The organism is Variovorax sp. Soil_C_12, assembly GCF_057657375.1.
In genome coordinates, this window is record NZ_JBDGIO010000016.1 from 63,113 (window position 1) to 84,481 (window position 21,369).

A 21,369-nucleotide genomic window follows, 5' to 3' on the forward strand; every position below is an offset into this window, starting at 1 on the left:
ATGGCCGACAGCATCGACGACGACACCACGGGCGCAGACAACCTGAAGGACGTATTGCTGGCAGTGCTTCCGTCGACGCCCGACTGCCTCGGCGCCGCGGCAGGACTGGGGATCCGGCTGATCCATTTGCCGCGCCCCCCCCGGTCGAGCCAGGATGACGGCATTGGCGACTCGCCGCGCAAGAAGGCCCTCCGCGATCGACTCGAGCAGGGTGGATGGCTGAAGGTGAAGCCCTCCGGCATGCTGGAGCTCGACAATGTGCCTACGCGGTGGGACATCCCGGTCAGGGACATCATCGAGCTCATGACGATGGAGTCCGCGGACAATGCCATGCGGCTCGCGCACCATTTTTTGGCGGGTTTCGTGGGCCCCGTCAAGCGCAGCTTGCACGCCGATTGGACCACTCCGCACGCGATCCAAGCGTTGTGCAAACTCCAGTCACACGTCCGCGACCTCAATGAGACTGGCAATCCAACCGCTGAGCTCGCGAAGGAGTTCAGCGACAAGTTTCAGATGCGGCTAGTGACGGCCTGGGAGCGGCTGAGTCCCGCTGCGCGCGCCGAGTCCGTCTCCACGTTGATCCCCGTCCTTAACGACCGCGAACTGGCCGACTTCAAGGCGCTGCAGCCCGCACCGAACATGTGGATCGCTGACGACATGCTGCATTCGATGTATTCCAAGGATCGGCACCCTGAGACATCGAGGGGGATGTCCGAGCAGCCAACCTCGATCAACCATGAGGACATGGTCCCGCCAACGATACTGCCCTCTCCGACTGAGCAAGGCTCCTGGAAGGAGCAACTGGAAGGTGGCCTTCAAGGGTTGAAGAACGCCACAGAGAAAAAATTGGAGGCGACGAGCCACGTGCAGCAGATCGCGAGTGCCTTGGCATCTGCGCCGTCGGACTACTTTCCCCGTGAGGCAACGCTTGTCATGTACCAGTATTTCTCAGCGCTCGTCGAGGCCAAGGACTGGGCGGCCCTGGGCGCCTGTTGCAGCGCCTTTGCCCCAGCGAAGGAAGGCCATGCGGTTGGCCAGGCCCTTCTGGCAACGGCGCTGGGTGGGTTGGCTACGGATACGTGGTTCAGCGGCCGCACTGCCGAACCGGCGGCGACCATGCTCGCGAGCTTTCTGCGTACCACGCCCATTTCACCGGAGGCGATGAAGCAATTCGCTTACGCCTCGCAGCGCGTCTTCGGAACATTGACTTGCATGGTATTGCTGACCCAATGCAAAAGGCTGCTCGCCGCTGGTAATGGCGACGCTGAGCTCACTAGATGGGTGGACGCCATTGCTGCGCTCGTCAAGGCGAGCCCGGAGGCGACCGAATCGCTGAGTCGCCACCAGTCACGCTGGGAAAAATTCGGCTCCAAGAACACGCCTTTGCCCCAATAAGGTCTGTGCGCATCGAGCAAAGCTCATGCGTGTCCCGCATAGCTCCTTCCATCCGAAGGTCCCTTCCTTGGGGTGGTTGGTGCGGGGCACCGGCCTGTCCACGGAGTCGGCCGATTGACTGCCGCCTAAAACCCCAGGCTCTCCAACAAATCATCCACCTGCGCCTGATCCGTCACCGCCTCCGGATTGTCCGCCTTGATCTGCGGCCCATTCATCAGGCTGTTGACCTGCACGACGGCGAGCTCCGGCCGCTTCTCCATCGGCGAGTTGTCGATCAGCACCTGCAGCAGCTGCGTCTCGACCTCGTTGACCACGTCCATCATCTTCTTGATGACCTGGCCCGTGAGGTCCTGGAAGTCCTGCGCCATCATGATTTCCATCAACTGCGAGTTGATGGCGCTGGCACGCTCGGGCACCTGCTGCAGGTAGCCGCGCGTGTCCATCACCAGTTCGCGCGCCTGGTCCAGCTCGATGGGGTTGGCGAACCATTGATCCCAGCGCCCGCTCAAGCTCTTGGCGCCGTTCGACAGTGCCTCCTGCATCGGCTGCGCAACGTCGATGGCATTGAGCGCGCGGTGCGCCGCCCGCTCGGTCATGGTGGCCACGTAGCTGAGGCGGTCGCGCGCATCGGGGATGGCCTGCGCGGCGCGCTCGACCTGCTTGTCCAGGCCCAGCTCGCGCATGCCCTCGCGCAGCTGGCGCGTGAGGTGGCCGATGCGGCCGAGGAGCTCGTCGTGCGTGTTGCCCTGTGTGTTGGAGCTCATGTCATGCGGCCTCTTTTTGCAGCTTCTCGAAGATCTTGTTGAGCTTCTCTTCGAGCGTGGCAGCCGTGAAGGGCTTGACCACGTAGCCGTTGGCGCCGGCCTGGGCCGCGGCGATGATGTTCTCCTTCTTCGCCTCGGCCGTGACCATCAGCACCGGCAGCTTGGCCAGCTCGGGATCGGCGCGGATGGTCTTCAGCATGGTCAGGCCGTCCATGTTGGGCATGTTCCAGTCCGACACCACGAAGCCGAAGTCGCCGCCGCGCAGCTTCTCGATGCCGGCGGCACCGTCCTCGGCCTCGTCGACGTTGAGGAACTCCAGCTCCTTCAACAGGTTGCGCACGATGCGGCGCATGGTCGGGAAGTCATCCACGACCAAAATCTTGATGCTCTTGTCGATCACGGTTTCTCCAGCTTCAATGGTTCGGATTCAGATCCGGCGTCACACCCGGTTGGTGCGTTCGCCGAAGGTGCGCAGGTGCGCGAGCACGCGGCGGGTCATCTCGTTCAGGGGCGCCACCTCGTCGACGGCGCCGAGCAGCACGGCCTCGCGCGGCATGCCGTAGACCACGCAGCTCGCCTCGTCCTGCGACAGCGTGTGGGCGCCGGCCTGCTTCATGCGCAGCAGGCCCTCGGCGCCGTCGCGGCCCATGCCGGTGAGGATCATCCCGATCGCGTTCTTGCCCGCATGGCGGGCCGCCGAGTCGAACAGCACGTCGATCGAGGGCCGGTGGCGGTTCACCGGCGGCTCCTGGTTGAGCTGGGCCACGTAGTTGGCGCCGCTGCGGGCGAGCGCCAGGTGATAGCCGCCGGGCGCGATGTAGGCATAGCCCGGCAGCACGCGCTCGCCCTGCTCGGCCTCCTTCACGTGGATGCGGCACAGGCCGTCCAGGCGCTGCGCGAAGGAGCGTGTGAAACCGGGCGGCATGTGCTGCGCGATCAGCACCGCCGGCGCGTCGGGCGGCAGCGGCTGCAGCACTTCGCGGATGGCCTCGGTGCCGCCGGTGGAGGCGCCGATGATGATCAGCTTCTCGGTGGACAAGAGCGGGCTGCGCAGCATCGGCTCCTGCGCGCTCTCGGCCGTCGCTCTCGCGCCGGCGGGCCGGGCGGGCAGCAGCCGCGCCTGCGCCGCCGCGCGGATCTTGCCGGCGATGAGCTCGGTGTATTGAATCAGCCCGTCGCGCACGCCCAGCTTCGGCTTGGTGACGAAGTCGATCGCGCCCAGCTCCAGCGCACGCAGCGCGATCTCGGAGCCGCGCTCGGTCAGCGACGACACCATCACCACCGGCATCGGCCGCAGGCGCATCAGCTTCTCGAGGAACTCCAGGCCGTCCATGCGCGGCATCTCGACGTCCAGCGTCAGCACGTCCGGGTTGGTCTGCTTGATGAGGTCGCGCGCCACCAGCGGGTCGGCGGCGGTGCCCACCACCGTCATGTCGCCCTGGCTGTTGATGAGCTCGGTCATCACGCTGCGGATCAGCGCCGAATCGTCCACGCACAAGACCTTGATCTTCTTCATGACAGGCACTTTCCCTTGCTCTTGTTGACGACGGCAAGCCGGCGCAGCAGTTCGCCCTCCTCGCGCTGGACCGACTGCACCTCGCCCTGGGCGCGCAGCTTGCGCACCACGGCCTTGCCGCTGTGCGGCAGCAGGCAGACGCGGCGCGCATGCGCGCCGCGCAGGTCCTGCGCGGCGACGGCGATGCGCTCGGTCTCCAGATAGCGCAGCACGAAGTCGGCGTTGCGGTCGCCGATGTTCAGCGTGGTCATGTTGGCGAGCACGGCGGCGCCGCCGAAGACCTTGGCCTGCAGCCGGTCGCGCCGCGCGCCGGCGCGCAGCAGCTCGCGGATCAGCACGTCCATCGCGTAGGCGCCGTAGCGCATCGACTCGGCCTGGCCGCGCGTGCTGCCCGGCTCGCCGTCCTCCGGCAGCATGAAATGGTTCATGCCCGCCACGCCGGCATCGCGGTCGACCAGGCAGGCCGCCACGCAGGAGCCCAGCACCGTGGTCATCACGGTGTCGGCGGCGGTGACGTAGTACTCCGACGGCAGGAGCTTGACCGCCATGCGGTCGAAGTCGCGGTCGAAGTAGTGGTGGCTGGCGACGGAGCCCGGGACGGCGGCGCTCATGGGGAAGCTTCCTGTCTTGCTCCCTCTCCCCTTGGGGAGAGGGTTGGGGTGAGGGCTTCGGCCTTGGAACAGGCGCACCGCCCTTTCAACCGCCCGGCGCCCTCACCCCAACCCTCTCCCAGAGGGAGAGGGGGCAAGTCAGGGCGCCCGCCCTTTCCCAGAGGGAGGGGGAGCAAGACGGCGCTCATGGCCTGGCCTTTCGATTCACTTCATACACCGTCTGCCCGATCGCCTTGAAGTTCGGGCTGACCAGCGACGCGTTCTCCGAATGCCCGGCGAAGAGCAGCGCGCCGGGCTTGAGCAGCGGCTCGAAGCGGTCGAGGATGCGCTTCTGCGTGGGCTTGTCGAAGTAGATCATCACGTTGCGGCAGAAGATCGCGTCCACCGGCTCCTTCACGGGCCACACCGGGTCCAGCAGGTTGAGGCGCTCGAACTTGATCATGGCCGCGATCTCGGGCCGCACGCGCACCTTGCCGGCGTTGGCGCCCGTGCCCTTGTTGAAGAAGCGCCGCAGCCGCTCGGGCGGCAGGCCCTTGACCTGCTCCAGCGTGAAGACGCCGGCCGAGGCCTTGGCCAGCACCGCCGTGTCGATGTCGGTGGCGATCACGCGGGCCGTGGAGGCGCGCTCGCCGAGGGCCTCGACCAGCGTGATGGCGATCGAGTACGGCTCTTCGCCGGTGGAAGCCGCGGCGCACCAGATGGTGACCGGCTGCTTGCTGCGCTTCGCATGCTCGGCCAGCACCGGGAAATGGTGCGCCTCGCGGAAGAAGGAGGTCAGGTTGGTGGTCAGCGAATTGATGAAGGCCTGCCACTCCTCGCCGTCGTGGCTGGATTCCAGCATCTCGAGGTAGCGCGAGAACTCGGGCATGCGCAGCTCCCGCAGGCGGCGCGACAGCCGGCTGTAGACCATCTGGCGCTTTTGCTCGCCCAGGGCGATGCCCGCGCGGCGATGGATCAGCGTGCGGATCTTCGCGAAGTCGTGGTCGGTGAAGTGGAATTCGGAGTTCACGGTCGCAGCCGATGCCTGGCTTTCAATGTACATAGCGCTCGCCTTTTCCAATGCCTCGATCAAGTGCGCAAAAGCCTTGCATCTCGTACCCCCTCAGGCGGCCTCGGCGGGGCCGAGGTCCTGCGCCCAGGCGAGGGCCGACAGGTGCGCCGCGTTGACCTGGTCGGCGCTCATGAAGAGCGCCTCCGCCAGGCTCGCGGCGCGCACGCCGTCTTCCTCGCAGCTCTCGGCCAGCGCCAGGAAAGGCCCGTAGGCACCCTCGCGCGCGAGGATGGCCTGGTGCACCGCCTCGCTGAGCTGCACCTTGCCCAGCACCTCCCGCATGGGGACGCCGAGCAGCCGGTCGATCAGCGAGAACATGCCGACCACGAAGAGGTTGTCGGCATCCGAGGCGGGCAGCATCCCCTTGCCCATCAGCTCGACGAAGCGGCCGCGCATGACCGCCTTCTTCATCATGAAGGGCGGGCTGGCCTTGGCATTGCTCATGGCCAGCAGCACGGAGAGCCAGCGGAACAGCGGCGCATAGCCGAGCATGGTCACGGCGTGGCGCATCGAATGGATCTCGACGCCGGCGCCGATGGCCGGCGAGTTGATGTAGCGCAGCAGCCGGTAGGTCAGCGCCGCGTCGCGCTTGAGCACGGCCTCGATCTCGCGCACGTCCTGGTTGCGCTGGATCATCTGCATCAGCTGCACGATCAGCATCGACGCGGGCTGCAGCGCGCCATGCTTGGGCGCATCGTCCTCGCCGGGCTGGAGCCGGGGCCCGTCGACGAACACCTCCAGATGCTGCGCGGCGGCGGCATCGAAGTCGTCCCATTCACTGATGCGCGTGACGATCAGCTGCAGCGGCGGCCGGCCCGGCTGGGCCCCGGCGCGCAGGCGCTCCACCAGCGCCCTGTCGCCCGCGCCCACGTCGAAGTGGGTCACGAGGCCGCGCAGCTCCTCGTCCTGCGGCAGCGCGTCGGCGCCGCAGAGCATGAAGTGGAAGCCCTGCTCGCGCAGGAAGAGCACGATGGCCCGCAGTTCCTCGTTCATGAGCAGGTCCAGCCCCACGCACAGCACGACGTTCTCGGCTGGCAGGAGCTGCAGCTCGCCGGTCACGATCGATTCGGCCGTGACGTCGACGAACAGCAGGGTGCGCCCCAGCGCCCATCCGGCCTTGGGGTCGTTGAGATGCTTGCCGGCGCAGCTCATGAGCGCCTTGAACTGCGCGACGGCATCCGCCGCGTTGTCCGGCGAGGCCGGGCGCCACGCGAGCCTGTAGCCCATGACGCGCTTGCGCGCATCGAGCAGCTGGGCGTAGGTCACGTAGCCGCTGGCGTCGGGTTCATGGGCGGCGGGCGCCTGGCCGGGCGCGGCGCTGCCGCTGGATTCCTGGCGACGGAAGAAGTCGAAGCGCATGCGTGGGTCTCCGTGCTCTCAGGCCGCGATGGCGTCGATCCTGGAAGCGCCCGCCAGTGCGGCGGCGCTGATCGCCTGGGCCCGCTGGATGCGCGGCATGGCGCCCACGTCGATGATGAAGGCCACGCTGCCGTCGCCCAGGATGGTCGCGGCCGAGATGCCGGGCACCTTGCGGTAGTTGGTCTCGAGGTTCTTGACCACCACCTGGTGCTGGCCGAGCAGTTCGTCCACCAGCAGCGCGAAGCGGGCGTCGTCGGCCTGCACGATCACCAGGATGCCCTGCGTCGGGTGGGTCTGCGCGCCGGCCACGTCGAACACGCGGTGCAGCTCGATCAGCGGCAGGTACTCGCCGCGCACCTTGATCACATGGCCGTCGGCGGTGATCGAGTGCAGATGCTCCGCCCGCGGCTGCAGCGACTCGATGACGTAGCTCAGCGGCAGGATGTAGGCCTCCTCGCCGACCTTGACCGACATGCCGTTGAGGATGGCGAGCGTCAGCGGCAGCACGATGCGGGTGGTGGTGCCGCGGCCTTCGCGCGAACTGATCTCGACGTGGCCGCCCATCTCCTGGATGTTGCGCTTGACCACGTCCATGCCGACGCCGCGGCCCGAGATGTCGGTGACCTGCTCGGCGGTGGAGAAGCCGGGCGCGAAGATCAGCTGCCACACCTCGTCGTCGGGCATGCTGTCGCTCACGGCCAGGCCCTGCTGGCGGGCCTTGGCGAGGATCTTGCCGCGGTGCAGGCCTGCGCCGTCGTCGCTGACCTCGATCACGATGTTGCCGCCGTGGTGCTGGGCCGACAGCAGCAGCTGGCCGGTGGCGTCCTTGCCCTTGGCCAGGCGCTGCTCGGGCGTCTCGATGCCGTGGTCCAGGCTGTTGCGCACCAGGTGCGTGAGCGGGTCCACGATGCGCTCGATCAGGCCCTTGTCGAGCTCGGTCTCCTTGCCGTAGGTGTCGAGGCGCACCTGCTTGCCGAGCTTGGCGCTGACGTCGCGGATCACGCGCGGGAAGCGGCTGAAGACGTAGTCCATCGGCATCATGCGGATGGACATCACCGACTCCTGCAGGTCGCGCGCATTGCGCTCCAGGTGGCCCAGGCCGCTCAGGAAGCGCTCGTAGGCCACGGGGTCGAGCATGGTGGCGGCCTGGGTCAGCATCGACTGCGTGATCACCAGCTCGCCCACCAGGTTGATGAGCTGGTCGACCTTCTCCACGTCGACGCGGATCGAGCTCGACTCCTTGGCGTTCGCCGCCGCCGGCGCGCCGGCGGCGGGCGCCGACTTCGGCACCGCGGCCTGCACGCTTTCCGCGGCGGCGGGCGGGGCTTCGGCGACGGGTGCCGCGGCTTCGGGCGCTGCCGCCTCGTGCGTGATCTGCGTGATCTGGATTTGCGATTCGTCGATGACGAAGCAGCACACGGCAATGATGTCGTCGGGGCTGCACGTGGTCTCGAGCATCACGGTGAGCTGGTCGCCGGCGCGCGTGCGTGACAGCAGCTTGCCCAGGTTGCCGAGCTCGTCGGCGAGCAGGTCGCACTCGCTGTCGGACAGGCGCGAGAAACGCACGCGCAGTGCGCCTGCCGGCACGGGCTCGACGGGCGCGGGCTTGGCCGCCACCGGGGCCGGTGCAGGCGCAGGCTTGTGTGCCGGCGCGCTCTCGGCAGCGCCGTTCTCCAGCGCCAGTTGTTGCAGCACGGCGCAGATGTGCGCCACCCTCTCAGGCTCCGGTTCTTTGCCCGCCTGGTAGGCCGTCAGTTGTTCTTGCAAGGCGTCCTTCGTTTCCAAAAAGGCATCGATCATCGGAGCGCTCAGGCTCAGCTGGCCATGGCGCGCCCGGTCCAAAAGGGTCTCCAGCAGGTGCGTGGTGTCGGTCAGGGCGGTGAAGCCGAAGGTGGCCGCGCCGCCCTTGATCGAGTGCGCGGCGCGGAAGATGGCGTTGAGCTGCTCGGCATCGGGCGAGGCGACGTCGAGCTCGAGCAGCAGCTGCTCCATCTCGGCCAGCAGCTCGACCGCTTCGACAAAAAATGCTTGTGTGAATTGACTGAGGTCCATGAGTGCTCCGTTTCCGGCTTCTTCGGGCCGGGTTAGTTCGCTTGCGGCGAGGCCTTGTAGGCCGTCACCTTGACGTTGTCGACCGGCAGCGGCGCGGGCCGCGGCAGGCGGCCCGCGCGGGTCGTTCCGCCGGCGCCGTCGCCGCTGTTCTCGCGCTCGATCTGCTGCTGCGTGTGGTGGTTGAGCACGATGATGCTGATGCGGCGGTTGATCGGGTTGCGCGGCTCGGCCTTGTCCAGGTGCATGCTGTCGGCCAGGCCGACCACGCGCAGCACCTTGGCCTCGGCCATGCCGCCCATCACCAGCTCGCGGCGCGAGGCGTTGGCCCGGTCGGCCGACAGTTCCCAGTTGCCGTAGGAGCGGTCGCCGTTGGTGTAGACGATGGCGTCGGTGTGGCCCGACAGCGTGATCCTGTTGGGCAGCTCGTTGAGCACCGGCCCGATCTCGCGCAGGATGCCGCGCACGTGCGGCAGCAGCCGGGCGCTGGCCAGGTCGAACATCGGGCGGTTCTCGTTGTCCACGATCTGCAGGCGCAGGCCCTCGGTCGTGATGTCGATCAGGATCTGCGAGCGGAACTGCTTGAAGACCGGGCTGCTCTCGATCAGGTCGTCCAGCCGCTTCTTCATGCTGGCCAGCCGGTCGGCGTCGGCCGTGTCCTCCATGTCGGCCTGGGCCAGGCGGACCTCGCCATCGACATGGGTCGTCGGGTCCATGCCGCCGCCGGGAATGACGCTCGTGCTGGTGCTGCTCTTCTCGCCGCCGTTGATCGCCACTTTCAGCGGCATGCGGAAATGCTCGGCGATGCCTTCGCGCTGCTTGGGCGAGGCATTGGACAGCAGCCACATCACCAGGAAGAAGGCCATCATGGCCGTCATGAAGTCGGCGTAGGCGATCTTCCAGCCGCCGCCGTGGTGCCCGCCGCCGCCCTCACCGGCGACGCGCTTGACGACGATGCGTCCCTTGTCTGCGCTCATGTCCTTGCCCTCGCGGTCTCATCGAGCCTTGACTTCGCGCACATGGCTGTCGAGCTCGGTGAAGGTGGGCCGCTCGGTCGAGAACAGCACCTTGCGGCCGAACTCCACCGCCAGCTGCGGCGCATAGCCGTTGAGGCTGGCCAGCAGCGTGACCTTGGCGCACTGGTACATCTTCATGCCCTCGGCCACCTTCTGCTCGATCAGCGAGGCCAGCGGCGCCACGAAGCCATAGGCCAGCAGCACGCCGAGGAAGGTGCCGACCATGGCGTGCGCGATCAACGCGCCCATCTCGGCAGGCGGCAGGTCGGCCGAGCCCAGCGCATGCACCACGCCCATCACCGCGGCCACGATGCCCAGCGCGGGCAGCGCGTCGGCAATGCGCGAGAGGCTGTGGCTGGGGACCTCGGCCTCGTGCTTGATGGTCTCGATCTCGTGGTCCATCAGCGCCTCGATCTCGAAGGCGTCGGTGTTGCCGCTGATCACCAGCCGCAGGTAGTCGCAGAGAAACTCCATCATGTGGGGGTCGCTCAGGATGTTGGGATAGCGCGCGAAGATCTCGCTCGAGGCCGGGGCCTCGACGTCGCCCTCCAGCTTCATCATCCCTTCCTTGCGCGCCTTGGCCAGCAGCTCGTAGAGCAGGGCCAGCAGGTCCATGTAGAGCTGCCGGTTGTGCTTGGAGGAGCGCAGCAGCAGCGGCAGCTCCTTGATGGTGGCCTTGATGGTCTTGCCGTTGTTGCCGGCAATGAAGGCGCCGAGCGCGGCGCCGCCGATCATCAGCAGTTCCACCGGCTGGAACAGCACGCCGAAGTGGCCGCCCATCAAGGCATAGCCGCCGAAGACGGCCCCCACCACCACCAGATAGCCAACCAGAACCAGCACGCGCTTCCCCTTTGCCCGTCAGGGCATCGAACTTAGTGCCTGCCTTCAGGGCAGGGCCGTCTGCAGGGCCCGTTCGATGGGCGCTACCTCCGGGTTATCGGCAGGAGAAGCCGGTTTCTGAAGGGCCGTTTCGCTCGGGGCGCCGGCGGCCGCGCGCTTCGCGCCGCGGACCTTGCCGGCGCGCGAAGGCGGGCGGCACAGCACGCACACGTAGCCGTTCTTGCTGTCATGGGCGTGCGCGACAAAGCGGCCGCCGCAGCGGCAGCAGGTGCTCAGCTGCAGCATGTCGCTGTCGAAAAAACGCACCATGGTGTAGGCACGCGTGAAATCCAGCACGATTTCGCCGCCTTGCGATTCAATTTGCTCGGAATAGAGGCGATAACTCTTGATCAAGGCCTGCAAACCGCTCTCGTCCGCGTGCGTCAACATGAATTGATACATGTTGTAAAACATCGACGAATGGATATTGGCCAGCCACGTCATGTACCAATCCGTGGAAAAAGGCAGCAATCCCTTGGGCGGCGAGACCCCCTTGAGTTCCTTGTAGAGGCGGATCAGGCGCTCGCGGCTCAGGTCCACCTCGGCTTCCAGGAACTGGAGCCGGGCACCGAGTTCGATCAGCTCGATCGCCAGCTGAACCTCGCGCACTTCGCGCAACACGCTTTTCTGGGTTCGGGCCGCGCCGGCCGTGCTCGCTGAAGTACCTTCGGCCACGTTGCGAACGCCTTCGTGCGACCGCGCGCCGGTCACTGGAATACCTTTGCCTTCGGCTGCGGTGCTATTCGCCTTGGGAGCGGCCCTGCGGCTCATGCGGTGGCGCCGGCTTCGCGCATCTGCAGCCGGCGTGCCGACATCAGGATCGACATGTGCGCCTGTTGCAGCGTGGTGTCCTTTTCCTCGCCGACGACGGCCGACATCGAGGGATGGTCGTCGATACGGAAGCTGCACAACAGGAAGTTGGAGGCTGCCAGCTTGAGGATCTGGGAAAGCGACATGCCGGCCAGCATGTCGGCCAGTTCGCGGCTCACGCCGAGCTTGAGCATCGCAGCTGCCCGGTCGTGCTTGACGAGCTTCTGGGCCAGCAGCATGTAGGCAAGATTGATGTCGCCGATTTCTCTCGAAATGTCGCCGTTTGCCCCGTTCATCACCTTATCCATTTCCACTTTGCGCTCCGTTTTATCAATGCTGGGAGTGTATGCAAGCCACTTATGATTTGTAACCTTTGTCGATTTCTGTCCCGGGAAGTGAGGAATAAATTACGGAAGATGTACGACTTGTCCTACAGGGCCTCATGAGGCTTCATTGGACGTAAGAAGAACTCATGTATTTTCATAAAGACGGTGTCGCTCAAATTCGATAGAAGAAAGTAGTAACTTTCAGAAAAATAAGCCAATCGCAGGCAGAGCAACAAAAGTATTAATTAGCACTTCGAATTGCGCGCAGCGGCGGCTTCCTCGGCCTGCTCCAGCCCATGGATCCAGGCCATCACTTCGGCCACGGCGAGGTAGAGCTCGGGCGGAATCTGCTGGTCCAGGTCGACCTGCATCAACAGACGGATCAGATCGGGCGAGGCATGGACGTAGAGCCCGTTCTCGCGGGCCTGGCGCATGATCGATTCCGCCACCACGCCGTAGCCCTTGGCCACCACGATCGGGGCGCGGTTCTTGTCCAGGTAGGACAGCGCGACCGCGCTCGGGCGATCGTCCGGGGTCATGTGCCTCCCCGCTCGCTGACCTGCAGCGCTTGCAGCCGGAGACCGGCCGCCTCGAAGCGCTGCTCGAGCGCAGCTCCCTGCGACCGCATGCGCCCCGCGGTGGCGGCTTCGCTCGCCGCAAACTGCGCCTGGACCTCGGTGCCGGCGAGCGACAGGCGCAGTTCCACCTCGCCCAGACGCGGCAGTTCCAGAGACAAGGTGGTGCTCCAGCGCCGAGGCGCCTGCTCCTGCGCGGCATCGCCCTGGCGGGCGCCCTCCTCCTGGATCGACCAGTCCATCGGGACCTCGGGCCAGGCCTGGCCGGTCCAGCGGAACATCGCGGTGGCCAGCAGGTCGAGCTGCTGGTGCACCACGGTGGCGGTCTGCGGATGGATCAGTTCGCCTCCGGCCGGCGGCGCCGCGATTGCGCCCGGCACGGCAGCGCTTGCGCCATGCCGCGTGAGCTGCGTCTCGGTGCGCTGGTCGGGCGTCGCCTCGAAGCTCGCCACCGAAGACGCCGCCTCGCCCGCACGGTAGGCCGCGCGCACGCGCTGGGCATCGGCGGCCGGCAGTGCGTCGGCGGCGCCGGGACGGGGCGGCGGCGCATCCGGCACGGCCAGGGCCGGACCGGCCTGCGCCGGACGCGGCGCCGCCGGCACGGGGCTGTCCGCCCTGCTCCCTTCCGGCGCCTGATCGGCGGGAATCGGCAGCGAGGGCGCCGGCATCGCCGCCGCCGGCACGCCCGGACGCGCGGGCTCGAGCGCCGAAGGCGCCGCCTGCGCGACGGCGGGCGGTGCCGCCGCATCGCCGCGTGCCGGCAGCGCAGGCGCCCAGCGCGCCTGCGGCTCCTGCGCCATCTGCGCCAGCGTGCGCGCACCCGCGGCGAAGTGGACCAGATGCGATTCGTAGAAGAGCCCGCTGCGATCCACGGCCTGCGCCAGCGCGCCCGCCAGTGCGGCGCCCACAGGCGGCTTCTGGGCGGCGGGCCATATCGGCAGCGCCGCGCGCACCGGCCCCGCGTCCGGCAGCTCCGCCAGCAACGCGCCGATCAGCCGTGCCGCCGCGGACAGCCGCGCCGCGCCGGGCGCCGCGGCCGCCGCCTCGCCCTGTGCCGGGGCAGCGGGCACGCCGGCCGGCAACTGCCGCTCGAGCGCGAGGTGGGAAGGCAAGCGGACATCATTGACGACTGGACTGATCTGGACCACCGGCCCGGCGGCCGCGTCGGTCGCGACCTGCCCCTGCTGCAACGCGACCAGCTCCAGCCGCGGCGCGAGCTTCGCGGCAAGCAGTGCGTTGTCGACCGGGGCGCCGAGCTTGTTCATGCCAGGAGATTGCGCCTCATCGGGATCCGTAGGCCCTGTCGAGCTCGTTGCGGTTCTGCAGGTCGGCCATCGTGGCCACCAGGTGCGCGAGCTGTGGCTTGACCAGCTCGCTCACCACCCGCTGGTCGGCGCGGATGCGCTGCAGCAGGCGCTGCGCCTCCTCGATCTGCGCCGGGTGCAGCGACTCCTGCGGCGTGACGATCCGCAGGCGCTCGATCACCGCCGCGCATTGCGCTTCGAGTTCGGGAAGCCGGTCCCACTCCTTCGCACGCGCCAGCGCCGCCATCAGCGACACGATCGAGGCGAGTTGGGCATAGCAATGGACGACTTCGCTCCTGGCTGCCATCATTTTTCTTTCGTTCTCTTCGTTCAGTGACCGGCGCCGCCGGCATCGATCTCGCGCCACGCGGACGCCACGTTCTCCAGCAGGGCCTCGGCCTCGTCGAGCGCGCGCGGGTCGTCGTGCAGGTTGGCCTGCAGCAGACGGCGGATCACGTAGTCGTACAGCGAGGCCAGCCGCTCCACAAGCTCGGTGCCCTCGGGGCCGGCCGCCTTCGCATCCAGCCCGGCCTTCAGGCCGTTGTCCACGATGGCGATCGCCTTGGAGATCGCCTTGCCCTTGGCCGCGATGTCGCCGCCCGCCATGTGGTGGCGGGCCATGCCGATGGCGGTGGCGGCGCCGTCGAACAGCATGCAGATGAGCTGGTGCGGCGAGGCGCTCATCGCCTGCGTTTCCACGCCGAGCCGCGCATAGGCGCCGGCGCCGGTCCGATGGGTGTGGGGGGTGTACATGGGTTGCTCCGTGCTAGGGCCTGGGCTTACTTGCTGTTGTTCGACAGGCTCGCGAACTGCTGCGTGAGGTAGCTGCTGGTGCTGTTCATCTGGCTGACCAGCAGGTCCAGCTGGGTGAACTGGGCGCGGTAGTACTCCACCTTCGCGTCCACGCGGGCCTGCATCGCGTCGTACTGCTCGTCGAGGTCCTTCAGCGACTGGTTCATGCCGTCGGTGGCGACCTTGAGGGCGCCGCCGGTGCCGGTGACCTTGTCTACCAGCGCACTCAACTGCTTGCCGTAGCCCGCCGTGCTGCCGGTGGCGCTCGAGAACAGGCCGGCCACGCCTTCCAGGCTGGTGGCCAGCGCGCTCTTGAGCTTGTCGGAATCGACGCTCATCGTGCCGTTTTTCTCGAAGCCCACGCCGATCTCCGACAGCGTCTCCATCGCGCCGCCGCTCTGCGGCGAGGTCAGCACCTGGCGGATGCCGACCTGGATGTTGCGCAAGGTCGAGTCGCCCATCAGGGCCGCGCCTGTCTTGCTGTCGGCATCGAAGGCGGTCAAGGTCCCGGCGGTGGTCTGCAACGCGTTGTAGGCCTTGACGAAATCGTTGACCGCGCTCTCGACGCTGCCTGTGTCACGTGCCACGTTCAGGCTGCTGGTGCCGAGCTTCAGCACATTCAGCGTCACGCCCTGGATCGATTCCTTCACCGTATTGCTCGTGCTCGTGACTGCGATGCCGTTGACGGCGAGCTCGGCGTTCTGCGCCGGGATCGTCTGCTGCAGGTTCTGCGTGCCGGCCGGGTCCTGGGCCAGCAGGTTCGACAGTGCCGCATCGCCGGCGACGGCGATGCGCATGCTCGAGATCTTGCCGGTCTCGGTCGAGGTCAGCACCAGGCGGTTGGGCGTGCCGCTGCCATCGTTCACGATGCTGGCGGTCACGCCGGCCTTGGCCGCATTGACCGCATCGCGGATGCCCTCGAGCGTGTTGTTGCTCGAATCGATGGTGATGGTCTTGGCCGTGCGGCTCGCATCCGGCGTGAAGCTCGCGCCGCTGTACTTGCCGGTCACCGCGTCGTAGGTGCCGCCGGCGATGGTCCCGAAATCGATGGTGAGGGTGCCGCTGCCGATCGCCGTCTTGGCACTGGCCTGGCCGGCCGCCACCACCGACTGCGCCTGCGCGAGCTGGGTGACGTTGATGCTGTACATGCCGGGCGAGGCCGTCGCGCCGGCGCTGGCCGAGAGCACGTCGGCGGCGCCGGCGGCGGCCTTCACGCCCTGGAAGAAGGCGGGGTCGCCGAGCTTCTTGGCCGCGGCCTGCAGGGTGTTGAGCGCGCTCTGCAACTGGCCGTAGGCCGAGAGCTTGCTCGTGTAGCTGACCTGGCGCTGCTGCAGCTGCACCAGCGGCTGGCTTTCCGCGGTCTGGAGGTTGGAAAGCAGGGTGCTCAAGTCCAGGTTGGAGCCGATGCCCAGGCTGCTGATCGATGCCATGAATGCGTTCCTTCTTGCTTTTTCAACACGGCGAGGGCGAGGCCCCTGCCGCCTTCATCCTCAGGCCGACTGGTCCATCAGCAGGCCCGGCGCCCTGCCCAGCATCTTCGCGATGCGCAGGGCTTCCTCGGACGGGATCTGGCGGATGAGCTCGCCGCTGTCGCGATCGAGCACCTTCACGATGACCTTGTCGGTGTCCTCGTCGACCTCGAACTGCAAGCCCACCGAGCGGATCTGCAGCGCGGCGTTGAGCTCGCGCACGGCCTGCTCGACCTGCACGGGTGTCGCCGCTTCCACGGCATCGGCCGGCGCCTGCGCGTCCTCGGCCGGCAGGCTCGCCCGCGCCGGAAGCATCTGCATCCACCAGGGGCTGTTGTCTGCCGCCGGGGCAACGGGGATCGCCATGGTCATCACCTTCTCGTTGATTCGCTGTCCCTTGCGGCCTGGAGGAGGCCCAGGCCGCAGGGGACAGCGCAGGCGCTGCCGGGCTTGCGCCCGAAAGGCCTGCGATGCTTTCTCTTCGATCAGCGCAGCAGCGACAGCACGCCCTGCGTGGTCTGGTTGGCCTGCGCCAGGACCGAGGTACCGGCCTGTTGCAGGATCTGCGCGCGGGTCATGTTCGACACTTCGGTCGCGTAGTCGGCGTCTTCGATGCGCGAGCGCGAGGAAGACAGGTTGGTCACCGTGGTGCCGAGGTTCGAGATGGTGGAGTCGAAACGGTTCTGCACCGCACCCAGGGAGCTGCGCAGGTCGTCGACCATCTTGAGCGCGGCGTCCAGCTTCTTCATCGGGTCGACCGTCGAGGCACCGGCGAACTCGGCGGTGGCGGTCACGGCACCGGCGGAGCTGAGCTCGATCGGCGCGCCGGCCGGCGTGCCTTGCGTCACGGTCGTGCTGTCGGCGTCGACCAGGGAGTCGTTGTTGACCGTGAAGTTCTTGCCTTGCACGGTGACGTAGGCCTGGGCGGCGCCGGCGGCGTCGGCACCGACCTTGACCAGTTGTGCCGTCAGCGTGACGGGCGAGCCGGTCACGATGCCGTTGGCCGCATCGGCGAAGTCGACGTCGACGGTGTTGATGTCGACCGCGCCGCTGGCGGAGTCCACCGACGCCGCGTAGAAGTCGTCGCCGAACTTCACCACGTACTGGTCGGTGGCGGCGCCGGCGGCGTCCTTCACGTTGTGCAGCGACAGGTCGCCGGCGCCCACGGTCTTGCCGGTAGCGGTCGACAGGGCCGTTGCGGCGGCGCTCAGGTCGGTTGCGTTGGGAGCGCCCGTGCCCGGATCGACGGTCAGCTCGGCGGCGCCGACGCTCAGGGCCTTCTTCGAGATCGAGAAGCCGCTCAGGTCGAGGGAGTTGGAATCGATCTTCTTGAGGTCGATGTCGATGGTCTCGCCGTCGTTCGCGCCGACCTGCACGGACAGCTTGTTGTTGCCGGAGAGCACCTTCACGCCGTTGAAGTCGGTCTGCGCGGAAACGCGGTCGATCTCAGAAAGACGCTGGTTGATTTCGTCCTGGATCGACTTCAGGTCGCTGGCCGAGTTGCTGCCGTTGGCCGCCTGCACCGACAGTTCGCGCACGCGCTGCAGGTTGTTGTTGACTTCCTTCAGCGCGCCTTCCGTCGTCTGCGCCAGCGAGATGCCGTCGTTGGCATTGCGCTGGGCTTGCGTCAGGCCCTTGATGTTGGCCGTGAAGCGGTTGGCGATGGCCTGGCCGGCGGCATCGTCCTTGGCGCTGTTGATGCGCAGGCCGGACGACAGACGCTGGATGGCCGTGTTCAACGACGACTGGGACGCGTTGAGGTTGTTCTGCGTGAGCAGGGAGAGACTGTTGGTGTTGATGACTTGCGCCATTTCAAACTCCTGTAGACAAAGGTTGTGGAATCCGGCCCTCCGGCCGCAACGCTGGACCCGCTCCCACCGTGAGACTCAAGCCATCGTTGTTGAAGTTATCGGCGGAGCTTTTCAAAGCTTTAGGGGCCTGCACGAAAAAGATGCGCACCCCGCCCGTTCCACAACCCGCAGGACCCGTCAGGCAGGCAGGCTCATCACTTCCTGGTAGGCGGCAACCAGCCGGTTGCGCACCTGCAGCCCGGTCTGGAAGGCCACGTTGGCCTTCTGCAGGTCGACCATGACGTCGTTGAGCGCCACGCCGGGGCGCCCGAGCTCGAAGGCCTCGGCCTGGCCGTAGGCCTTGGTCTGCGCGGTGTTGATCCCCTCGAGCGAGCGCCGGAGCTCGGCAGCGAAGCCTCCCTGCGCGGCCGGCTCGGCGGCGGCGGGGCGCGGTGCGATGCCGGTCTGGAGCGCGGTCGCCCGCATCTGCTGCAGGACGGATTCGATGGCGGAAATGGACATGAAAACCCTTTTCTTACTTTCTGGAAGATGCCGGTGTTGCCTGGCACTGCTACAGGAGCGCCGTGGCACTCCCGCGTGTTTTCAGCGTAACCGCGGGGCCCTGAAAGAGAAGCGCCCAACTGACGGCAAAAACCCCGGCTGTTCGACCAATCGAATTCGCGAGCGCTGCCGAGAATCGATCGCGAAACAAAAAGGCTGCTCGCGACTTCAACGGCATGACTCCTCCTCGACGACTTCACCCGCTCCTCCTGGCTTCGGCCGTCGCTGGGGCACACGCATGAGCGCCGCCCGGCCGCCCGAAGGCGCTCGCACCGCAGCGCGCAGCGCGGAGGTTCTTCAATGACGACGGCAGCGCCCGCAGGCGCCATGCCGGCGGCGCCGGCCGCAGTCCCGTTCATGGAACGGCTGCGCGCCCAACCCAAGCTGCCGCTGATCGTCGGCGCCGCCGCGCTGGTCGCGGCCGCCGCGGCCTTCATGCTGTGGAGCCGCGCACCCGACTACAAGGTGCTCTACACCAACGTCTCGGACCGCGACGGCGGCGCGATCATCGCCTCGCTGACGCAGATGAACGTGCCCTACAAGTTCGCCGAGGGCGGCAGCGCGATCCTGATCGCCGGCGACAAGGTGCCCGAAGTCCGCCTCAAGCTCGCGGCCCAGGGCCTGCCCAAGGGCGGCGGGGTCGGCTTCGAGCTGATGGACAACCAGAAGTTCGGCACCAGCCAGTTCGCCGAGCAGGTCAACTACCAGCGCGGCCTCGAGGGCGAGCTGGCGCGCTCGATCGAATCGATCGGCACGGTCGAGTCGGCCCGCGTCCACCTGGCGCTGCCCAAGCCTTCGCTCTTCGTGCGCGAGCAGAAGAAGCCCTCGGCCTCCGTGGTGCTGAGCCTGCACCGCGGCCGCGGCATCGACGAAGGCCAGGTCAGCGCCATCGTCCACATGATCTCCAGCAGCGTGCCGGAGCTGGACCCCAAGAGCGTGACGGTGGTCGACCAGCGCGGCAACCTGCTGTCGGCCGCCAACGCCGGCGCGCGCGGGCTGGACGTGAGCCAGCTGAAGTACGCGCAGGAGATCGAGCAGGGCTACATCCGCCGCATCGAGGCGATCCTGCAGCCCATCCTCGGCGCGAGCAATGTGCGCGCCCAGGTCGCGGCCGACATCGACTTCTCGGTGGTCGAGCGCACCGAGGAGAAGTTCGCGCCCAACCAGGACCCGCGCAACGCCGCGGTGCGCAGCGTGCAGTCCAGCGAGTCGAACCAGCTGGGCGCCACCCCGCCGGGCGGCGTGCCGGGCGCGCTGTCGAACCAGCCGCCGACGAATCCCAGCGCGCCGATCAACGCGCCGCGGCCGGCGAACGGGCCTGCCAATGGGCCCGCCAACGGCGTCACCCCCCCGAACGCCACCACCACGACGGCCACCGCCAGCACGGCCCCTACCGGCCCCAGCAGCTCGCGCAAGGACTCGACCACCAACTACGAGCTCGACCGCTCGATCCGCCATGTGCAGCAGGGCGCCGGCGCCGTCAAGCGCCTGTCGGTGGCGGTGGTGGTGAACAACCTGGCCGGCGCCGATGGCAAGTCGCGCGCGCTGGCGCCGGCCGAGGTCGAGCAGATCCGCAACCTGGTGAAAGAAGCCATGGGCTACAGCCAGGAGCGCGGCGACTCGCTCAACGTGCTCAACAGCGCCTTCGCCCGCGATGGCCAGGACGAGCCGCAGGCCGAGGTGCCGATCTGGAAGGACCGCGACACCATCGAGCTGGCCAAGAGCATCGGCCACTACCTGCTGCTCGGCGTGCTCGCCCTGTTCGCCTGGTTCGCCGTGTTCCGGCCGCTGCTGCGCAAGCACCTGGCGCCGCCGCCTTCGGCCGCGCCCGAAGCCGTACCACCGGCGGCTGCCGTCGCCGCCGACCCGGACGATGAAACGAGCGCCGCCCAGCTGAGCGCCCTGCAGCGCGAAGCCGAGCGCCGCCAGGCCGACCTCGACTACGTGCAGCAGACCGCCGAGCAGGATCCGCGGCTCGTGGCCACCTTGATCAAGCATTGGATGAACCCATGAGCACCGCACGGCCGCCCGAAGGGGCTCGCCCCCTCCTTCAGGAGGGGGCGCGCGTAGTACACGAAGTGACAAGCCTGGGGGAGGCATCCGAATGAGCGACGCTGGAACCCGCAAGGCTGCCATCCTCCTGATGTCCCTCGGCGAGGACCGCGCCGCCGCCACGCTGCACCACCTGCCCACCACCGAGGTGCAGGCCCTGGGCGCCGCGATGGCCAAGCTGACGCAGGTGTCGAAGGAAGAGCTGGCCGCCGTGCTCTCCGAGTTCCGCCTGGAGACCGAGCAGCTCTCCGCCCTGCACCTGGGCTCGGGCAGCTACATCCGCGCGGTGCTGCGCAAGGCGCTGGGCGACGACCGCGCCAGCAACCTGCTGGAGGACATCCTGCAGCCCGACGAGCCGCACGGCGGCATCGAGCGCCTCAACGACCTGGAGGCCGGCGAAGTGGTGGAGCTGATCCGCGACGAGCACCCGCAGATCCTCGCCACGCTGCTGATCCACCTGGACCGCAAGAAGGCCTCCGAGGTGCTGGAGAAGTTGCCGGTGCGCCTGCGCCACGACGTGATCATGCGCGTGGCCACCTTCGGCGGCGTGCAGCCCGCGGCGCTGGCCGAGCTGACCGACGTGCTGACCGAGATGCTGTCGGGCGAAGGCCTCAAGCGCAGCCGCCTGGGCGGGGTGCGCACCGCGGCCGAGATCGTCAACCTCATGAGCACCGCGCAGGAGGAAGAGGCGATCGCCCATGTGCGCGAGCACGACGAGGGGCTGGCGCAGCGCATCGTGGAGGAGATGTTCGTCTTCGAGAACCTGCTGGACCTGGAGGACCGCTTCATCCAGCGCCTGCTCAAGGACGTGGAGTCCGAATCGCTCATCGTCGCGCTCAAGGGCTCGACGAGCGAGCTGCGCGACAAGTTCCTCAAGAACATGTCGCAGCGCGCCGCCGAGACGCTGCGCGAGGACATCGAGCTGCGCGGCCCGGTGCGGGTGTCGCAGGTCGAAGCCGAGCAGAAGGCCATCCTGCAAGTGGTGCGCCGCCTTGCCGATGCGGGCGAAGTCGTGATCGCCGCGCCGGGCACGGACGACTTCGTCTGATC

At 67.6% G+C, this 21,369-nt stretch carries 22 protein-coding genes; 3 read left to right on the forward strand and 19 right to left on the reverse strand.

What is annotated here, in order from left to right:
• Complete coding sequence (locus tag AC3A6X_RS30225) at positions 1-1,395, forward strand: hypothetical protein (protein WP_487845632.1); 1,395 nt, start codon at positions 1-3, stop codon at positions 1,393-1,395.
• Positions 1,396-1,520: 125 nt separating this feature from the next.
• Here the strand turns inward: AC3A6X_RS30225 and cheZ are convergent, their stop codons facing one another.
• From cheZ to fliE, 19 genes are all read right to left on the reverse strand, one after another.
• Positions 1,521-2,159 (reverse strand): protein phosphatase CheZ, encoded by a 639-nt coding sequence (cheZ, locus tag AC3A6X_RS30230; protein WP_487845633.1) that lies wholly within the window; start codon positions 2,157-2,159, stop codon positions 1,521-1,523.
• Between the two features lies 1 nt (position 2,160).
• Positions 2,161-2,559: a chemotaxis response regulator CheY gene (cheY, locus tag AC3A6X_RS30235; protein WP_487845634.1), complete on the reverse strand. Its 399-nt coding sequence runs from the start codon at positions 2,557-2,559 to the stop codon at positions 2,161-2,163.
• A gap of 39 nt (positions 2,560-2,598) precedes the next feature.
• Complete coding sequence (locus AC3A6X_RS30240; RefSeq protein WP_487845635.1) at positions 2,599-3,675, reverse strand: protein-glutamate methylesterase/protein-glutamine glutaminase; 1,077 nt, start codon at positions 3,673-3,675, stop codon at positions 2,599-2,601.
• The gene (gene cheD, locus AC3A6X_RS30245; RefSeq protein ID WP_487845636.1) at positions 3,672-4,286 is read right to left on the reverse strand and encodes a chemoreceptor glutamine deamidase CheD; all 615 of its coding nucleotides are present in this window, start codon (positions 4,284-4,286) and stop codon (positions 3,672-3,674) included. The genes AC3A6X_RS30240 and cheD overlap by 4 nt, the downstream gene beginning before the upstream one ends.
• Positions 4,287-4,470: 184 nt before the next feature.
• Complete coding sequence (locus AC3A6X_RS30250; protein ID WP_487845637.1) at positions 4,471-5,328, reverse strand: CheR family methyltransferase; 858 nt, start codon at positions 5,326-5,328, stop codon at positions 4,471-4,473.
• A gap of 60 nt (positions 5,329-5,388) precedes the next feature.
• The gene (locus tag AC3A6X_RS30255; protein WP_487845638.1) at positions 5,389-6,696 is read right to left on the reverse strand and encodes an EAL and HDOD domain-containing protein; all 1,308 of its coding nucleotides are present in this window, start codon (positions 6,694-6,696) and stop codon (positions 5,389-5,391) included.
• Between the two features lie 18 nt (positions 6,697-6,714).
• The gene (gene cheA / locus AC3A6X_RS30260; RefSeq protein ID WP_487845639.1) at positions 6,715-8,748 is read right to left on the reverse strand and encodes a chemotaxis protein CheA; all 2,034 of its coding nucleotides are present in this window, start codon (positions 8,746-8,748) and stop codon (positions 6,715-6,717) included.
• 32 nt (positions 8,749-8,780) lie between these two features.
• Complete coding sequence (gene motB / locus AC3A6X_RS30265; protein ID WP_487845640.1) at positions 8,781-9,722, reverse strand: flagellar motor protein MotB; 942 nt, start codon at positions 9,720-9,722, stop codon at positions 8,781-8,783.
• 18 nt (positions 9,723-9,740) lie between these two features.
• Entirely contained in the window at positions 9,741-10,601 is an 861-nt protein-coding gene (gene motA, locus AC3A6X_RS30270; protein WP_487845641.1) for a flagellar motor stator protein MotA, read from the reverse strand.
• A gap of 45 nt (positions 10,602-10,646) precedes the next feature.
• Positions 10,647-11,315: a flagellar transcriptional regulator FlhC gene (gene flhC / locus AC3A6X_RS30275; RefSeq protein ID WP_487845703.1), complete on the reverse strand. Its 669-nt coding sequence runs from the start codon at positions 11,313-11,315 to the stop codon at positions 10,647-10,649.
• A 92-nt stretch (positions 11,316-11,407) separates the two neighbouring features.
• Complete coding sequence (flhD, locus tag AC3A6X_RS30280; RefSeq protein ID WP_239142878.1) at positions 11,408-11,746, reverse strand: flagellar transcriptional regulator FlhD; 339 nt, start codon at positions 11,744-11,746, stop codon at positions 11,408-11,410.
• 275 nt (positions 11,747-12,021) lie between these two features.
• Positions 12,022-12,315, reverse strand: coding sequence for an EscU/YscU/HrcU family type III secretion system export apparatus switch protein (locus AC3A6X_RS30285; protein WP_487845642.1), 294 nt, complete (start codon positions 12,313-12,315; stop codon positions 12,022-12,024).
• Complete coding sequence (fliK, locus tag AC3A6X_RS30290; protein ID WP_487845643.1) at positions 12,312-13,616, reverse strand: flagellar hook-length control protein FliK; 1,305 nt, start codon at positions 13,614-13,616, stop codon at positions 12,312-12,314. The genes AC3A6X_RS30285 and fliK overlap by 4 nt, the downstream gene beginning before the upstream one ends.
• A gap of 16 nt (positions 13,617-13,632) precedes the next feature.
• Positions 13,633-13,965 (reverse strand): flagellar protein FliT, encoded by a 333-nt coding sequence (locus AC3A6X_RS30295; RefSeq protein WP_487845644.1) that lies wholly within the window; start codon positions 13,963-13,965, stop codon positions 13,633-13,635.
• Positions 13,966-13,985: 20 nt separating this feature from the next.
• Positions 13,986-14,408: a flagellar export chaperone FliS gene (gene fliS / locus AC3A6X_RS30300; RefSeq protein ID WP_309972295.1), complete on the reverse strand. Its 423-nt coding sequence runs from the start codon at positions 14,406-14,408 to the stop codon at positions 13,986-13,988.
• A 26-nt stretch (positions 14,409-14,434) separates the two neighbouring features.
• On the reverse strand, positions 14,435-15,877 hold the full coding sequence (fliD, locus tag AC3A6X_RS30305) for a flagellar filament capping protein FliD (protein WP_487845645.1): 1,443 nt from the start codon (positions 15,875-15,877) through the stop codon (positions 14,435-14,437).
• 60 nt (positions 15,878-15,937) lie between these two features.
• Positions 15,938-16,282 carry a flagellar protein FlaG gene (locus tag AC3A6X_RS30310; protein WP_487845646.1) on the reverse strand — a complete coding sequence of 115 codons (345 nt, stop codon included), beginning with the start codon at positions 16,280-16,282 and terminating at the stop codon, positions 15,938-15,940.
• 119 nt (positions 16,283-16,401) lie between these two features.
• Positions 16,402-17,727, reverse strand: coding sequence for a FliC/FljB family flagellin (locus AC3A6X_RS30315; RefSeq protein ID WP_487845647.1), 1,326 nt, complete (start codon positions 17,725-17,727; stop codon positions 16,402-16,404).
• 177 nt (positions 17,728-17,904) lie between these two features.
• Positions 17,905-18,228, reverse strand: coding sequence for a flagellar hook-basal body complex protein FliE (gene fliE, locus AC3A6X_RS30320; RefSeq protein ID WP_309972287.1), 324 nt, complete (start codon positions 18,226-18,228; stop codon positions 17,905-17,907).
• A 339-nt stretch (positions 18,229-18,567) separates the two neighbouring features.
• Here fliE and fliF point away from each other — a divergent pair, with 339 nt between their 5' ends.
• Complete coding sequence (gene fliF / locus AC3A6X_RS30325) at positions 18,568-20,280, forward strand: flagellar basal-body MS-ring/collar protein FliF (RefSeq protein ID WP_487845648.1); 1,713 nt, start codon at positions 18,568-18,570, stop codon at positions 20,278-20,280.
• Between the two features lie 91 nt (positions 20,281-20,371).
• Complete coding sequence (gene fliG / locus AC3A6X_RS30330; protein ID WP_487845649.1) at positions 20,372-21,367, forward strand: flagellar motor switch protein FliG; 996 nt, start codon at positions 20,372-20,374, stop codon at positions 21,365-21,367.
• The last annotated feature ends 2 nt before the right edge of the window (positions 21,368-21,369 follow it).

Bases quoted from the DNA above. Each gene is read 5' to 3' on its own strand.
- flhD (WP_239142878.1), bottom strand. From the start codon at position 11,746: ATGAACGGGGCAAACGGCGACATTTCGAGAGAAATCGGCGACATCAAT.
- cheA (WP_487845639.1), bottom strand. From the start codon at position 8,748: ATGGACCTCAGTCAATTCACACAAGCATTTTTTGTCGAAGCGGTCGAG.
- AC3A6X_RS30285 (WP_487845642.1), bottom strand. From the start codon at position 12,315: ATGACCCCGGACGATCGCCCGAGCGCGGTCGCGCTGTCCTACCTGGAC.
- AC3A6X_RS30240 (WP_487845635.1), bottom strand. From the start codon at position 3,675: ATGAAGAAGATCAAGGTCTTGTGCGTGGACGATTCGGCGCTGATCCGC.
- cheZ (WP_487845633.1), bottom strand. From the start codon at position 2,159: ATGAGCTCCAACACACAGGGCAACACGCACGACGAGCTCCTCGGCCGC.
- AC3A6X_RS30225 (WP_487845632.1), top strand. From the start codon at position 1: ATGGCCGACAGCATCGACGACGACACCACGGGCGCAGACAACCTGAAG.
- fliE (WP_309972287.1), bottom strand. From the start codon at position 18,228: ATGTCCATTTCCGCCATCGAATCCGTCCTGCAGCAGATGCGGGCGACC.
- fliF (WP_487845648.1), top strand. From the start codon at position 18,568: ATGACGACGGCAGCGCCCGCAGGCGCCATGCCGGCGGCGCCGGCCGCA.
- AC3A6X_RS30315 (WP_487845647.1), bottom strand. From the start codon at position 17,727: ATGGCGCAAGTCATCAACACCAACAGTCTCTCCCTGCTCACGCAGAAC.
- AC3A6X_RS30250 (WP_487845637.1), bottom strand. From the start codon at position 5,328: ATGTACATTGAAAGCCAGGCATCGGCTGCGACCGTGAACTCCGAATTC.
- fliK (WP_487845643.1), bottom strand. From the start codon at position 13,616: ATGAACAAGCTCGGCGCCCCGGTCGACAACGCACTGCTTGCCGCGAAG.
- motB (WP_487845640.1), bottom strand. From the start codon at position 9,722: ATGAGCGCAGACAAGGGACGCATCGTCGTCAAGCGCGTCGCCGGTGAG.
- fliG (WP_487845649.1), top strand. From the start codon at position 20,372: ATGAGCGACGCTGGAACCCGCAAGGCTGCCATCCTCCTGATGTCCCTC.
- fliS (WP_309972295.1), bottom strand. From the start codon at position 14,408: ATGTACACCCCCCACACCCATCGGACCGGCGCCGGCGCCTATGCGCGG.
- AC3A6X_RS30295 (WP_487845644.1), bottom strand. From the start codon at position 13,965: ATGATGGCAGCCAGGAGCGAAGTCGTCCATTGCTATGCCCAACTCGCC.
- cheD (WP_487845636.1), bottom strand. From the start codon at position 4,286: ATGAGCGCCGCCGTCCCGGGCTCCGTCGCCAGCCACCACTACTTCGAC.
- AC3A6X_RS30310 (WP_487845646.1), bottom strand. From the start codon at position 16,282: ATGGCGATCCCCGTTGCCCCGGCGGCAGACAACAGCCCCTGGTGGATG.
- AC3A6X_RS30255 (WP_487845638.1), bottom strand. From the start codon at position 6,696: ATGCGCTTCGACTTCTTCCGTCGCCAGGAATCCAGCGGCAGCGCCGCG.
- fliD (WP_487845645.1), bottom strand. From the start codon at position 15,877: ATGGCATCGATCAGCAGCCTGGGCATCGGCTCCAACCTGGACTTGAGC.